At 37.1% G+C, this 15,408-nt stretch carries 13 protein-coding genes; 6 read left to right on the top strand and 7 right to left on the bottom strand.

Features of this window, described 5'->3' with window-relative positions; genetic code table 11:
• Positions 1-16 precede the first annotated feature (16 nt).
• The 7 genes from PXC01_RS13985 to PXC01_RS13955 form a co-directional block, all read right to left on the bottom strand.
• Positions 17-826 (bottom strand): hypothetical protein, encoded by an 810-nt coding sequence (locus PXC01_RS13985; RefSeq protein WP_276472899.1) that lies wholly within the window; start codon positions 824-826, stop codon positions 17-19.
• A gap of 391 nt (positions 827-1,217) precedes the next feature.
• Complete coding sequence (locus PXC01_RS13980; RefSeq protein WP_276472898.1) at positions 1,218-1,604, bottom strand: hypothetical protein; 387 nt, start codon at positions 1,602-1,604, stop codon at positions 1,218-1,220.
• 136 nt (positions 1,605-1,740) lie between these two features.
• Positions 1,741-2,394 carry a fructose-6-phosphate aldolase gene (gene fsa, locus PXC01_RS13975; RefSeq protein ID WP_058105582.1) on the bottom strand — a complete coding sequence of 218 codons (654 nt, stop codon included), beginning with the start codon at positions 2,392-2,394 and terminating at the stop codon, positions 1,741-1,743.
• A 57-nt stretch (positions 2,395-2,451) separates the two neighbouring features.
• Entirely contained in the window at positions 2,452-4,482 is a 2,031-nt protein-coding gene (locus PXC01_RS13970) for a transketolase family protein (RefSeq protein WP_276472897.1), read from the bottom strand.
• 506 nt (positions 4,483-4,988) lie between these two features.
• Positions 4,989-5,666, bottom strand: a complete 678-nt coding sequence (gene rpiA, locus PXC01_RS13965; protein ID WP_276472896.1) for a ribose-5-phosphate isomerase RpiA — start codon at positions 5,664-5,666, stop codon at positions 4,989-4,991.
• Positions 5,667-5,794: 128 nt separating this feature from the next.
• On the bottom strand, positions 5,795-6,667 hold the full coding sequence (locus PXC01_RS13960; protein ID WP_276472895.1) for a universal stress protein: 873 nt from the start codon (positions 6,665-6,667) through the stop codon (positions 5,795-5,797).
• Positions 6,668-6,747: 80 nt separating this feature from the next.
• Positions 6,748-7,437, bottom strand: a complete 690-nt coding sequence (locus PXC01_RS13955) for a Crp/Fnr family transcriptional regulator (protein WP_276472894.1) — start codon at positions 7,435-7,437, stop codon at positions 6,748-6,750.
• Between the two features lie 116 nt (positions 7,438-7,553).
• On the opposite strand from PXC01_RS13955, the gene PXC01_RS13950 reads away from it, so the two are divergent.
• The 6 genes from PXC01_RS13950 (at position 7,554) to ccoG (ending at position 15,345) form a co-directional block, all read left to right on the top strand.
• On the top strand, positions 7,554-9,950 hold the full coding sequence (locus tag PXC01_RS13950; RefSeq protein WP_276472893.1) for a heavy metal translocating P-type ATPase: 2,397 nt from the start codon (positions 7,554-7,556) through the stop codon (positions 9,948-9,950).
• 286 nt (positions 9,951-10,236) lie between these two features.
• Complete coding sequence (ccoS, locus tag PXC01_RS13945) at positions 10,237-10,419, top strand: cbb3-type cytochrome oxidase assembly protein CcoS (protein WP_276472892.1); 183 nt, start codon at positions 10,237-10,239, stop codon at positions 10,417-10,419.
• Positions 10,420-10,524: 105 nt separating this feature from the next.
• Complete coding sequence (gene ccoN, locus PXC01_RS13940) at positions 10,525-12,723, top strand: cytochrome-c oxidase, cbb3-type subunit I (RefSeq protein WP_276472891.1); 2,199 nt, start codon at positions 10,525-10,527, stop codon at positions 12,721-12,723.
• Positions 12,724-12,734: 11 nt separating this feature from the next.
• Positions 12,735-12,926, top strand: a complete 192-nt coding sequence (locus PXC01_RS13935; RefSeq protein ID WP_276472890.1) for a CcoQ/FixQ family Cbb3-type cytochrome c oxidase assembly chaperone — start codon at positions 12,735-12,737, stop codon at positions 12,924-12,926.
• On the top strand, positions 12,923-13,879 hold the full coding sequence (locus PXC01_RS13930) for a cbb3-type cytochrome c oxidase N-terminal domain-containing protein (RefSeq protein ID WP_276472889.1): 957 nt from the start codon (positions 12,923-12,925) through the stop codon (positions 13,877-13,879). Before PXC01_RS13935 ends, PXC01_RS13930 begins: the two co-directional genes overlap by 4 nt.
• Before the next feature lie 47 nt (positions 13,880-13,926).
• Positions 13,927-15,345 (top strand): cytochrome c oxidase accessory protein CcoG, encoded by a 1,419-nt coding sequence (ccoG, locus tag PXC01_RS13925; RefSeq protein ID WP_276472888.1) that lies wholly within the window; start codon positions 13,927-13,929, stop codon positions 15,343-15,345.
• The last annotated feature ends 63 nt before the right edge of the window (positions 15,346-15,408 follow it).

The following is a 15,408-nucleotide window of genomic DNA, read 5'->3' as shown; positions in this document are numbered from 1 at the left end:
GTTGTCAACAGTATTTTTATTTGGAATCAAACCTTTCCTCTATATCATAATACATTTCCTTACCACACTCACATTTCTCAATCAAATCTGGTTCATAAAAGTTTATTAGTTTTTCTACAGAAATTATCGCTTCGCTGTAATTAAAAGACAGTAATTTTCTATAGGTGGATTTGTATTTGGTATTGGTAGTTTCTTCTATAGGTGTTAAGTGAATTATTTCGTTTCGTAATTCGATTACTTTTCTTACTAAAAAATTATATTTTTTGAATTTGCTTTTAAATCTTTTTCCTTTAATTTCTGGTAATGCTTTATCTAATTTATGAAATACAGACGGTTCAAACTCTTTTCCATTAATGTCCATAAATGTATGGTTAACCGGTATTTGTCGATTAGCAAAACTTTCCAATGCGGCTTGTAAATTGATAATGCAATTAGATGCTAATTGGAAAAAATTTCCAAATAGGGTTGGATTAACTCGCTTATTAAGATTTTTTACTGTCGGTGAATTTTCAAATAAATCTTTTTTAAAGGAAACCAATCTTCTATGAGACATAATCGCATTTGAATAGAAAATTGTTGTTGGATTTATCTCGGGAATGAGTATTTTTTCTTTTCCAATAGCATAGTCAAAAACAAAAATTAGTTGTTGATTAGCAACTACCATTAGGTCTTTATTATAAAAATCCGAATGCTTATTTGACTTTAAATATTCTTTGGACTCTTCAATTGCAGCGTTTGGAGATTGTATTCCCTTTCCAATTTCACTTGTATCAAAATTAAGGTCAATTTTGGTCGTTGGTTTAAGTTTGATGTGTATTAAATGCATGCAATAAAGCTATTTTTAATATTGTTGACAACGGTTGGGCTATGCGTAGTGCGGAGGCAAGGAAACTTTTTGTTTCCGTCTACGCCCGAAGCTAAAGCTTATTGTTTAGTTTTATTTTTTTTTGTCCAAAGCTAAATCCATAAGATTTAGCGACATTATAAATATACACAGACCTTTCGATTTAGTCCTAAAGTCCGCATTACGTATAGGCTGTGTTAGGGCACGTTTTTATTTCTGCCCAAAATAGTCATTCGGTAATGTTACGGAGATAAAAAAATCATTCATTAGGCTATTTATGAACGTATCATAGTCGTTAAAAACATTCTTTAATTTTTCAAATTCTGTGATGCTAGCCCCGTGTAAATGTTCTATTTTTTTCGGGTGAATTAATTCATCTCGTTTCTTTTTTAACTCTTAGTCCACCGTATTTCTCATCAAAGTATTTCTTTTGAAGTTCTGTTTTGTTCCAAGTCAGACAAACTTGCTTAAACGTCTTTTTGAACTTAATTTCGAACGAATCTCTGTCAGAATAGTTTTCATATTCATCCAGATTATTAAGTCCATATATATCCGCTTCTATTATTGAAAACAAACTTTTAAGACAGGCGCGATATAAAGAATCAAACTCTGTTGGTTCGGATTTATGTCCTTCCGTTACTTTCAGTAATTCCATATAATCCTTGCGAATGATATTATGAATTTCCTGATATTTCTGCATCGCAACACCAGCCTTCAGAAAATCGTTCTTGTCTTCGTAGTTTTTTTCGTGATTCCCCATTTTTCTTAAATGTGCCCTAACAATTGTATATGTACACAATTGCACATATATCTTTTATATCACAACTAATATAAAACAAAAAAACCATCACTTTTCAGTGATGGTTTTTAATATCAATTAGATAACATCTTACAACTTAGTTACCTTTTTTGTAATCTGCCAAGAACTTCTCTAGACCACTATCTGTTAAAGGGTGTTTTAAAAGTCCTGTAATAGCACCTAAGCCACCGGTCATAACATCTGCACCGATTTTGGCACAGTCAATAATATGCATTACGTGACGTACAGATGCCGCTAAAATTTCAGTTTCAAATCCGTAGTTATCATAGATCAAACGAATATCCGCTATTAAACCTAAACCATCTGTTGAGATGTCATCTAAACGACCAATGAAGGGAGATACATAAGTTGCACCTGCTTTTGCAGCCAATAAAGCTTGACCTGAAGAGAATACCAAGGTACAGTTAGTTCTGTATCCTTTATCAGAGAAATACTTGATCGCTTTTACACCTTCTTTGATCATAGGCACCTTAATTACGATCTGTGGGCTAATTTTAACCAACTTCTCCCCTTCCTCGACCATACCGTCAAAATCGGTAGAGATAACCTCAGCACTAACGTCGCCGTCAACCAAGTCACATATTTTCTTGTAATGTGCCAAAATATTATCGGCACCTGTAATGCCTTCTTTAGCCATTAAAGATGGGTTTGTGGTTACACCATCTAAAATACCCATATCCTGGGCTTCTTTGATCTCGTCTAAATTTGCTGTATCTATAAAAAATTTCATCTGTTACTAATTTTAAATTTATAATCAATGTCCCTAAAGCAATGCTTTAAAGATTATCTATTTTAAAAAATCTACTACTTGTTGGTATACTTGATCTCCGGTAAATCCAAATTTCTCATCAAGTACGGTTGCCGGTGCAGAGTACCCAAAGTGCTCTAAACCGAATACTTTGCCATTTGGCCCTGCCAAACCTTCCAAGTTTACAGGTAAACCTGCCGTAAGACCGAATACCGGTTTGTTCGGTGGAATTACCTTTTCTTGATAAGCCTCTGACTGTTGCCTAAATATACCTTCTGATGGTATTGAAGCGATATTTACTTTCAACCCTTCTTTTTCTTCCAATAATTTTGTTGCAGCTACTAATGTTGCCACTTCAGAACCGTTTGCTATCAAAATTACATCTGGATCAGCTACTTCTTGTACCAAGTACCCTCCTTTTTCAGCTCCTAACGCTTCCTCATAGCGGTTACCGCTTTTCGCAGGAATATCTTTTATGCCTTGACGGGATAAAATAAGTCCGGTAGGTGTTTTTTGGTTTTCCATGGCCATTTTCCAAGCTACGTTCGTTTCTTGAGAATCTGCAGGACGTAATGCTACGAAACTTTGCTCGTGGCTATGGTTCTTTAATTTCTCCAACAAACGTATTTGAGCTTCTTGCTCAATTGGTTGGTGCGTTGGGCCATCTTCTCCTACCCTAAAAGCATCATGTGTCCAAACAAACTTTACCGGTAGCTCTTGAATACAGCTTAAACGAATTGCCGGTTTCATATAATCGGAAAACACAAAGAATGTGGCCACTACTGCCATTACCCCACCGTGTAGCGCTATACCGTTTGCCATAGTGGCCATGGTCAGTTCCGCTACACCTGCCTGCAAGAAAGCACCTGAGAAATCGCCTTTTTGTAAAACACTGGTTTTCTTTAAGAACCCATCAGTTTTATCACTATTGGATAAATCTGCAGAAGACACGATCATGTTCTCTACGTTCTGTGCCAAGTAAGCCAACACATTGGAAGATGCCGCTCTTGTTGCCTGACCTTCTTTTTGCGCTACAGAACCAAAATCTAGGTCTGGCAACTTGCCTTCCAAGAAACCGTCTAATTTGGCAGATAGCTCCGGGTTCTCTGAACGCCAAGCATCTATTTCCCTTTTCTTTGCTTGAGCTTCATCTTTCTTTTTATTGATGATGCCTTCGTAGTACTCTTCTACTTTTGAATAGATGTCAAATGGATTGTCTACATCTGCGCCTAAATTTGCCAAAGTCTTTTCATAATCCGCACCTGTATCGCCAATTGGCTTACCATGTAACTCGGTGTACCCTTCGTACGGAGTTCCATCTGCAGTTACACAGCCTTTACCCATTATGGTCTGACCAATAATCAAAGTTGGCTTTTCGGTTTCTGCATTGGCATCACTCAACGCCTTTCTGATCTGATCATGATCGTGGCCGTCTATAGTAACTACCTTCCATCCCCATGCTTCATATTTCTTTGCCGTATCCTCAGAAGTTACCTCATCTGTTTTAGAGGATAATTGAACATCGTTAGAATCATAGAACATGATAAAGTTGCTTAAGCCTAAATGACCTGCAATTCTACCTGCACCTTGAGAAATTTCTTCTTGTACACCACCATCTGAAATAAAGCCATAGATCTTATGGTTCATCCAATCTCCAAAACGAGCTTTTAAGAAATTGGCCGCTACCGCTGCACCAACACCCATAGTATGCCCTTGGCCTAATGGACCAGAAGTATTTTCAATACCTCTTGCCACATCTACCTCTGGGTGACCCGGTGTTACCGATCCCCATTGTCTAAAATTAGAAACATCATCTTTTGAATAGTTACCCAACAAATAATACTGAGCATACATTAAAGTAGATAAATGACCTGCATCCATAAAGAAACGGTCACGAAACGGCCATTTCATATCAGAAGGATCGTAATTGAAAAATTCAGAATATAAAATGTGCATGTAGTCTGCTCCTCCCATCGGGCCACCTGGGTGTCCAGAATTTGCCTTTTCTACCATCGCTACAGCTAATGCCCTTATATTGTCGGCTGCTAATTGATCTAGTTCCTTGTTCATTATATTATTAGATTATTTTTCAGGTTCGTGTTTATTTTACTATCTACTAAAAATCTCCTTCAAAGATACTTTATAATGGGCGCTAATTAAAATATTTCCCCTAACATAATTCTATAGTATTCAAGTATTAAAGCCCTGATTACTTCTTAAATAACACAATAGCGTTCTCGAAAGGGTTTTCGGAAAATGCAATATCTTCCTAATTTTGGGTGCATATTAGTTTAGCCCCTACAAATTAAGGAGTTACTGTTGTTTGTACGATGTATTTATTATTTGTAAAATGTAAGCCAAAATATCAAGGCATTCCAAACATCCCAAGCATTCTTAATTACGTAAAAAATATCACATTAAATTAGCTTTATGTATACCACCTCACAGTCCTTGAGCTGTATGTTCTTAACAACCATAAAGCCAGTTTTAATTCATTGACCAAGGACAAAGGAATACTATCACCGACGTATTTTTTTACTTCAGAATTGTACAAAAGAATAGAAGTTGCTTAATAGCTATCTATTTTTTACGATAGCTTCATCGCCTTTGCCTATAATAACCAAATTGGTCGTCGTCAAGAACAAGCCGGTTTCTACAATGCCCGGAATGGTTTTTAAATGCCGCTCTAATTCGGTCAATTTCATATCGCAATCCCAAATATCAATATCAACAATGTCGTTGTTTTCATCGGTCTTATAGTGATCATTTCCGTTCATTCGTTGCACCGGACTAAGCCCCATGTCGTTCAATTCGTTAATAATCAACTGTGTAGCAAACGGTATGGTCTCAATGGGCAATTTAAATTTTCCCAATTTGGAAACACTTTTAGATGCATCTGCTATAATAATATTCAAATCAGAATTATGTGCAACGATTTTTTCTCTTAGTAGCGCTCCACCACCGCCTTTGATCAATTGAAAGTTTTCATCTACCTCATCGGCCCCATCAATAGTAACATCCAACCTTTTTGCTTCTGCAAGGGTTATTACGTTAATACCTAAACGGGTTGCTAATTTCTCTGTTTCGTTAGAGGTTGCAACAGCTTTGATTTCCATGCCGTTTTGTACCATTTCACCAATGGCCTCTATCATATAAAATGCCGTGGATCCTGTTCCTAGCCCAACCGTCATTCCAGACTTTACATATTTTACCGCTGCCAATGCCGCTACTTTTTTCTCGTTTACCGCGCTCACTTTTTGTTCAATTAAAGTTTATCCGGCCATAAAGATATTTAGAATTAATAGATAGCATTACCTAAAGGGTAAAGTAATATCTAAAATTTTGCGATTTATGCTTATGCAACCTTACCTCAGATAATGTTTTAGTGGTCAATGCTTATACCATGTTCTATAAACTGTAGTGATAACAACGGTACATGACAACAGAAAATAGACCTGTTTACTATGTAGTTATGACATAAACTTCTTAGGTAACTGTTTATAGAATTGGACATAACAAGTAATTGGCAATTAGTCTGATTAACGTAGTTTTTTAAAGTTGTTGTTAAAGAACCTTCAGTATCTAATTTATAAAAGTTATGAGAGATCCTAACTAGACTATCGTTTAAAATTTTGTGATTTAATTTTTGTAATTCATTTGATGAAGCCGATGTTTTCCGCATACTTGCAATTTGAACCGTACTATTAAAATAACGTGCCAATTCTACTACCGGTTGTAATTCTTCTAGCTTAAATAAATGATTGATTTCCGATAGTACCGAAATGGATGCTAGATCTTCAAAACGTGCCCTTGGCGGAATTACCATTACAGGACAATGATATCCTTGGTTCAAAATTTTTACTGTATTCCTGCCTAAAAATATAGATTCATCATCGGCACCACCGTTAGTGCCTAAAATTATAAAATCTATGTTACGCGCTTTTACCGTTTCTTTCACCTCATCTACCAACATGGAAAAAGTAGAAATTGAGGTATACCTATGTAACGGATTTCTGTATTCCTTTTTAATGCGATATATGGTTTTTTGTAATCCTCGTTTTGAAGTGGCTTGTGCGGTACAGCCTTTTGCCGTATCTAAAACCTTCCCCGCCATTAAGCGATTGCTGTGCATTTCTGGTGTGTAAGCATTTACAAAATGAAATACACATTCAAATTCTGCAAATAAATGGACAGCATATGTAATGGCATTCCAGGCCGATGGTGAAAAATCTGTAGGTATTAAAATGTTTTTCATAAACGAAGCTCATCATTTGATGATAAAAATACTTCTGCCTATGAGTTGAAACTATGACATTCGTCAACTTAGAAAATTACTTAGAAACCATCCACAAGTTCCTGCAACCTATCTATTTCTACCACCCCGATCTTTTTACCTTCGGTCTTTATAAGTCCTTTTTTCTTAAAATCAGAAATCATACGTATTAAGGATTCTGTTGCAGCACCAATGATATTTGCATAATCGTCCCTGCTAAGGGTCAGTGTCAGAAATCCGTTTTCATCTTCCCCGTAATTTTTCTTAAGATAGATAAAGGCTTCCGCCAACCGCTGTTTTACCGTTTTTTGAGACATGTTTACGATCACGTCATCGGCCTCTTTTAAATCATGGGCCAAATGCCGTAATACTTCCAAAGAAAAATTAGGATTGGTGTTCAGCGTATTAGATATAATTTCTTTGGGTATAAAACATACTTCCATGTCATTTATGGCCGTGGCGCTTAAATTGGTAAAATCTTCCGCTATGACGGATCGTTGCCCCATTATCTCGCCAATATTGGTCAGTTTTACAATTTGTTCTTTACCATTAGCGCTTAATTTAGATAATTTGGATACACCGTTTCTTACACAAAAGACGCCATCTAACTTTTGCCCTTCAACAAACAGGGCTTCTCCCTTTTTTATCTTCCTGGATATTTTAGAGTCCGAAACCTTTTTTAAATCGTCTTTATTTAACGCACGGAGAGAATTAAACTGCCTTATTATACAATTTTCGCATCTATTTTCCATGGCATTATCTTTAAGTATAGGGCAAAATTACACAAGCCCATACTTGTAAAAAGTGACAATTATCATGTTTTAGAAAGTGTTTCATTTTCACCTTTGTAAAATATTAGTTTATAATTATGCAGGCAGATACATGTTTTCATTGCGGAGATCCTTGTGACAAACAACTGATAACATTTGACCAAAAATCATTTTGTTGTAGCGGTTGTAAAACTGTTTATGAAATATTTTCTACCAACGACCTTGATCATTATTATGAGTTGCAAGAAGCCGCAGGTTCTACACCAAAGGCCATAGAAGGAAAATATGATTTTCTAGATAATGAAGAGATCGTATCTAAACTGACGGAATTTAATGATGATAATATTGAAATCATAAACCTATATATACCCACTATCCACTGTAGTTCATGTATTTGGATTTTAGAGAATTTGAACAAACTAAATAGGCACGTAACAAACTCACAGGTAGATTTTCCAAAAAAAACTATAAGGGTTACCTATAAAAACCAAAGTTTTAGCCTAAAGGACTTAGTTTTACTTTTGGCAAAAATTGGCTATGAGCCATATATATCGCTAGAGGATTTTGAGGGTAAAAAGAAAACAGCTGACAGAAGTTTAATATACAAACTTGGCGTTGCAGGTTTTGCCTTTGGCAATGTCATGTTTCTTTCCTTTCCAGATTATTTTGACCTTGGCTCTAGTGCTGCCTCTGGTGGTGAGTATTGGCTGAACGAATATCAAGATTTATTTAGATGGATGATGTTCATCTTTTCCTTACCCGTAGTTTTCTATGCCGGTTGGGATTATTTTGTGTCCGCATACAAAGGTTTACGTGCCAAACTCTTAAATATTGATGTGCCCATTGCCCTAGGTATTCTAATACTGTTCATAAGAAGTACCTATGATATCACTTTCAACCTGGGCAGCGGTTTTTTTGACTCCCTAACCGGTCTGGTATTTTTTCTTCTATTGGGCAAGTTCTTTCAACAAAGAACCTATAGCTTTTTGTCTTTTGAACGCGATTATAAATCATACTTCCCCATTGCTATTACCAGACTAAACCAAAACGGCAAGGAAGAAACCGTACCTGTTCAGGAAATTATAAAAGGTGATAGAATATTGATCAGAAACGAAGAGATGATTCCCGTTGACGGTACCTTGGTGTACGGTAATGCACAAATAGACTACAGTTTTGTTTCTGGAGAATCTGAACCTGTGGCCAAAGAAATTGGGGAACAAGTTTTTGCCGGCGGAAAGCAATTGAACGGTGTTATAGAAATGATCGCCCTAAAATCAGTTTCTCAAAGTTACCTGACCCAGTTATGGGGCAATGCGGTTTTTAAAACGGACAAAATAACCGCCTTCCAAAACCTTACGGATAGTATTGGCAAACGTTTTACCATTGCAGTACTTACCATTGCATTTACGGCTACAGCCTTTTGGTTATACCACGATCCTTCCAAAGCTATGAACGTTTTTACTGCGGTACTGATCATTGCTTGCCCGTGCGCCATAGCATTGGCCTCTCCATTTACCTTGGGGAATATGCTGCGTATTTTTGGGAAAAAGAAATTCTATATCAAGGACACCCAAACCATTGAACGGTTGGCAAAGATAGATACCGCCATTTTCGATAAAACGGGTACGATCACCACATCCCAAAAAAGTACGGCACACTATGAAGGTATGCCATTGACCCCAGAAGAAGAATCCTTATTGAAGAATACCATTAGGGCCTCTAACCACCCTTTAAGCAGATCTTTATATGATCTACTCAAAGAACAGAATATCATTACTTTAGATGAATATGAAGAGCATGTTGGCAAAGGTCTTGAAAGCTCAAAAGATCAAATAAATATGAAAATAGGATCGGCAAATTTTGTTGGTAAGGGTAGCTCAGAAAGCCTCTTGGACACCTCTATTTATATTAGCGCCAACAATACTTATAAAGGCAGGTATGTTTTTCATAATCAATATCGCGAGGGAATTTCATCTGTCTTCAAAAACATGTCAGAATCAATGAATTTAGCCATACTTTCAGGTGATAACGAAGGAGAAAAAGAACGGCTAGAGGCACTGCTGCCAAAACTGACGCCTTTATACTTCAACCAAAAACCGGAAACTAAACTAGAGTTCATAAAATCATTACAGGATCAAGGCAAAAAAGTATTAATGGTGGGCGATGGATTAAATGATGCCGGTGCACTTGCACAAAGTAATGTTGGTATTGCCATATCAGAAAACATCAATGTCTTCTCCCCCGCCTGCGATGCTATTTTAGATGCCTCTAAGTTTCAACAGCTTTACAATTATATACTTGCATCCAAAAAAGCAATGCGCGTTATAAAAATGAGTTTTATAGTATCACTACTCTACAATTGTGTAGGTCTATATTTTGCAATTACCGGACAATTAGAGCCCGTGATTGCCGCAATCCTTATGCCTTTAAGTTCCATCAGTATTGTTGTTTTCACCACCGTAATGACCAACCTTATTGGCAGAAAGCTTACATAATGAACATATAATCCACTAATTTTTTAAATGGCATCGTTCTTCAAATAATAAGACCGATGCCTTTTTAATTTACGCTTTTTTTCCTGCATAATCATACAACTAGGAACAAAAGTACAGGTACTCACAAAATGGATTTTACTTATTGATTTTCAACTACTTAAAACTCAAAATACATAACTTCAATTATCCGGAATTTTAAATAGTCCAAGAAAAGTTCTAAAGTATGACAATTGTCATTTTCTAAGGTTTGCTTCACTCTTACTTTTACCGAATAAATCAGTTAGGTATGAGTGTAATCTATGTTTTGCTAGCTATAAGTCTAGTAGTGGCAATTATCTTTTTTGTCGCTTTCATCGTATCGGTCAGGCAAGGACAATATGATGATGCTTACACCCCTTCTGTACGTATGCTTTTTGAAGATGAACTGGTGAAAACAGGTAATGAAGTAAAGAGTAAAGTAAAAAATTGAAAGTAAAGGACATTTGCAAATTAATAGGAGTCTCTTCTCTATTTTCTTTTCTCTCTGTTCTTCATTTTAGAAAAATAAAATCCAACTAAATAAACAAGTATAATTATGGAAGTACAGCAGTTTTATTACGATAACAAAATCGTGAAAAATTTCCTATATGCAACCATGTTCTGGGGTATAGTGGGTATGTCAGTGGGCTTATTGTTAGCCTTTATGTTCATGTTCCCCAACCTAACCGATGGTATCTCATGGTTAAGTTTTGGTCGCTTGCGCCCGTTGCACACCAACGCGGTAATTTTTGCATTTGTAGGTAATGCTATTTATGCCGGAGTATATTACTCTACACAACGGCTTTTAAAGACACGTATGTATAGTGATTTCCTAAGCAAATTCAACTTTTGGGGCTGGCAATTAATCATTGTAGCAGCTGCAATAACGCTACCATTAGGTTACACCAGTTCTAAAGAATATGCTGAGCTTGAGTGGCCTATAGATTTAGCCATTGCAGTGGTATGGGTGGCATTTGGTATAAACCTTATTGGTACCATGATCAAAAGAAGACAGCGTCATCTTTATGTGGCTATCTGGTTTTACCTGGCTACTTTCGTTACCGTAGCCGTACTTCATATTTTTAATAGTTTAGAATTACCTGTTACAGCATTTAAAAGTTATTCCGTTTATGCAGGGGTACAAGATGCATTGGTACAATGGTGGTATGGGCACAACGCGGTTGCTTTCTTTTTGACTACACCATTTTTGGGCCTTATGTACTATTTTGTACCTAAGGCGGCAAACAGACCTGTATATTCTTACAGATTATCTATAGTGCATTTTTGGTCCTTGATTTTTATCTATATATGGGCAGGTCCACACCACTTACTTTATTCTGCACTACCCGATTGGGCCCAGAATTTAGGGGTAGCGTTCTCTATCATGTTATTGGCACCGTCTTGGGGCGGTATGATCAACGGACTGCTAACACTTCGTGGTGCGTGGGACAAAGTGCGTACCGATCCTGTTCTAAAATTCATGGTAGTCGCTATAACCGGTTATGGTATGGCAACTTTTGAAGGCCCTATGCTTTCACTTAAAAACGTAAACGCCATTGCCCATTTCAGTGATTGGATCATTGCTCACGTACATGTTGGTGCATTAGCTTGGAACGGATTCTTGACCTTTGGTATGATCTATTATTTGGTGCCAAAAATGACCAAGAACAAATTATTCTCCGTTGGGTTGGCAAACTTCCATTTCTGGATAGGCACCTTAGGTATTATTCTCTATGCCCTACCAATGTATGTTGCAGGTTTTACCCAAGCTTTAATGTGGAAAGACTTTAACCCAGATGGTACTTTGGTATATGGTAACTTCTTAGAAACCGTAAACGAGATCATGCCTATGTATTGGATGCGCGCCATTGGCGGCAGCCTTTATATTGTAGGTGCATGTGTTATGATCTACAATGTTGTTCGCACCATTAAAGCGGGTAGCGTTATAGAAGATGAATTGGCAGAAGCTGCTGCACTTACCACCGTATCTAAACGTAGAACTGCTGGTGAAACTTTTCATACTTGGTTAGAGCGTAAACCTATTCAGTTGACCATTTTGGCTACAATTGCCATATTAATTGGTGGTATTATCCAAATTGTACCTACCATTTTGGTAAAATCCAACATACCTACAATTACAAGTGTAAAACCATATACACCTTTAGAATTAGAGGGTCGTGACCTATACATTCGTGAAGGTTGTGTTAGCTGCCATTCACAAATGGTACGCCCGTTTAGAAGTGAAGTAGAGCGTTATGGTGAGTATGCCAAAGCTGGGGAGTTTGTTTATGATCACCCGTTCCTTTGGGGTAGTAAGCGTACAGGTCCAGATTTACTTCGAGTTGGGGGAAAATACTCTGACAACTGGCATTTGAACCATATGTATGATCCGCAAAGTACCTCATCTGGTTCTATAATGCCCGCTTATGCATGGCTGGTTAGGAATGAGCATGACAGAAGCGACATACAAGCTAAAATGGAAGCTATGGTCACCTTAGGCGTTCCTTATACAGAAGAGGATATTGCCAATGCACATGCTTCAATGGATGCTCAGGCAGAAAAAATAGAAAAGAATTTATATACTGATCCAGATTTTGCAAAATCTTATGAGGCGGACAAAAAGTATGCAGTAGAAAATGGAGAAGATTTCATAGAAATGAGAGACCGTGAAATTGTATCCTTAATAGCCTACCTACAACGCTTAGGTACCGATATTAAGATTAAGGAAACCGGTGAATTATTATCTGATAACTAAAACAAAAAATCATGTTCAAATTTGTAAAAGGTTACATGGAAACTATTGATGGCGTAGCAACCTACCCTATGATATCGTTACTGATCTTCTTTGTGTTCTTCACATTGTTATTTTGGTGGGTCATCACAGCCTCAAAATCATATATAAAAGAAGTTAGCGAATTGCCTTTAGAAGAAGATAACCAACAAAACAACCCATTATGAAAAACAATACAGCCTGGTGGTTAAGAATAACCGTGGCCTTTTTTCTGGTCATAGTACTTATGGAAATTTATATTGATAGCGGTGACAAGCCTGCTTTTATAGCTTACCCAACAATGATGTTCGGTTTTATGGCCCTTATCTTATTGCTATTAATTGCAATTGCCTTTATAATTCAAGCTATTGAGAATGTTTTGTTCAACACGCTTGATGAAGAAGCAAAACTTCGTTATTTAGAGGCAAAAGAAGAAAAATGGGAATGGACCTGGGGTAAAAAAATCTATGCCAAAATGTTGGGTAGCAAACCAATTGAGTCTGAAGAAGAAATTATTCTTGACCATAATTATGATGGTATACGTGAACTGGATAATAATCTACCTCCTTGGTGGGTATACCTTTTCTACGCCTCTATCGTTTTTGGGGTGGTTTATTTGGCCCGCTTTCATGTTTTTAACGATTATGATCAAGACTTGGAATATGAGCAAGAAGTTGCTGCCGCCCAATTAGAAATAGAAGCATACAAAAAAACCGCGAAAGGCCTTGTTGATGCCAATACTGTTGAATTGTTGACAGACGCATCTGATATTAGTGCCGGCAAAGGCATTTTTGAAAGTAACTGTGTTGCGTGCCATATGGCTGATGGTGGCGGTGGTATTGGACCAAATTTAACCGACAATCATTGGATCCTTGGTGGAGGAATTAAAAATGTTTTTAATACCATATCTGAAGGTGGCCGTGACGGTAAGGGTATGATTGCATGGAAACAGAACTTAAAGCCTGCCGAAATTGCCCAGGTAGCTAGTTATGTTCTAAGTTTTGAAGGTACGACCCCTGCCAATCCTAAAGCTCCCGAAGGTGATGTTTGGGTAGACCCTAACGCTCCTGTAAAAGAAACTCCTGCTGAGGCAGAAGCTACAGAGGTAGTTATTGATTCTGCAGAGGTTACCATGAACTGATTACCTTAAGAGGATAAAACCTCTTAAAGCTTATAAAGAGAGAAAGAATGTCACAAGATCAAGATAATTTTAGAGATTCCATAGGTACCATTAAAGAAGATGGTAAACGGGCTTGGGTATTTCCTAAAAAGCCAAGTGGTAAACTTTATGAGTACCGAAAGTATGTAAGCTATGTGCTACTCATTTTCTTGATCGCATCTCCTTTTGTAAAAATAAACGGCAACCAGTTTTTAATGTTCAATGTGCTGGAAAGACGCTTTAATATCTTTGGGTTTCCGTTTTATCCCCAAGATTTTCATCTCTTTGTAATCTCAATGATTATAGGGGTGGTATTTATAGCACTATTTACCGTTGCTTTTGGACGCATATTCTGCGGATGGATGTGTCCACAGACCATATTCATGGAAATGGTTTTCCGTAGAATAGAATATTGGATAGATGGTGATCGTGGTGCCCAAATAAAATTGGACAGACAAGAATGGAATGCCGAGAAGATTCGTAAACGCGTTTTAAAATGGTTTATCTTTTTCATTATTTCATTCATTATAGCCAATGTATTCCTTGCTTATTTAATAGGTAGTGACCGATTGATACAATACATTACCGACGGACCCGCACAACATGTAAGCACCATGGTGTCATTATTGATTTTTACGGGTGTATTCTATTTTGTCTTTGCCTGGTTTAGAGAACAGGTATGTATCATTGCTTGCCCTTACGGACGTATGCAAGGAGTTTTATTAGATAATAAATCTATAGTAGTTGCATATGACCATAAGCGTGGGGAAGCTGAAAACGGGAGAAAAAAGTGGCGTAAAAATGAGGACCGTGAAGCAATGGGTCATGGAGACTGTATCGATTGTTTTCAATGTGTAAACGTTTGCCCTACGGGTATTGATATTAGAAACGGAACGCAACTAGAGTGTGTTAACTGTACTGCTTGTATAGATGAGTGCGATACCATCATGGAAAAAGTGAATCTGCCAAAAGGCTTGATCCGCTACGCTAGTGAAGATGAAATTACCAAGAAAGAGAAGTTCAAATTTACACCTCGTTTAAAAGGGTATACTGCTGTTCTAGTTATTTTAACTGGAGTGCTTGTTGGCATGATGTTCTTAAGAAATGACCTTGAAGCCAACATTTTAAGATTACCCGGTCAACTTTACGAACACAAAGAAGGTAATATCATTAGTAATGTATACACCTATAAACTATTGAACAAGACTACTGAAACAGTAGAAGACGTTCATTTTGAACTGATATCGCCCAAGGGAGAAATTAAACTGGTACGCAACGAAAATTTTGATGTTGACCCAGAAGCATTGGCAGAGGGCACCTTGTTCATTGAAATTAACCAGTCTGCATTAAGTGGAGATAAGAACAACCTTAAAATTGGAGTATATAGTAACGATGAGTTAATTGAGACCACTACGGCTCGCTTTTTAGCACCACGTAGTTATAAGTAAAACACCTCAGGGCAAGCCCATGAGGCATTCAAAGGATACAAACTTTTAAATTTAAGGCAAGCT

Origin of the sequence: Maribacter huludaoensis (assembly GCF_029350945.1) — a bacterium.
In the GTDB taxonomy this organism is placed as follows: Bacteria; Bacteroidota; Bacteroidia; order Flavobacteriales; family Flavobacteriaceae; genus Maribacter; species Maribacter huludaoensis.
Note: the sequence above shows the minus strand (reverse complement) of the source record. Positions and strands in the feature narration are given on the sequence as shown.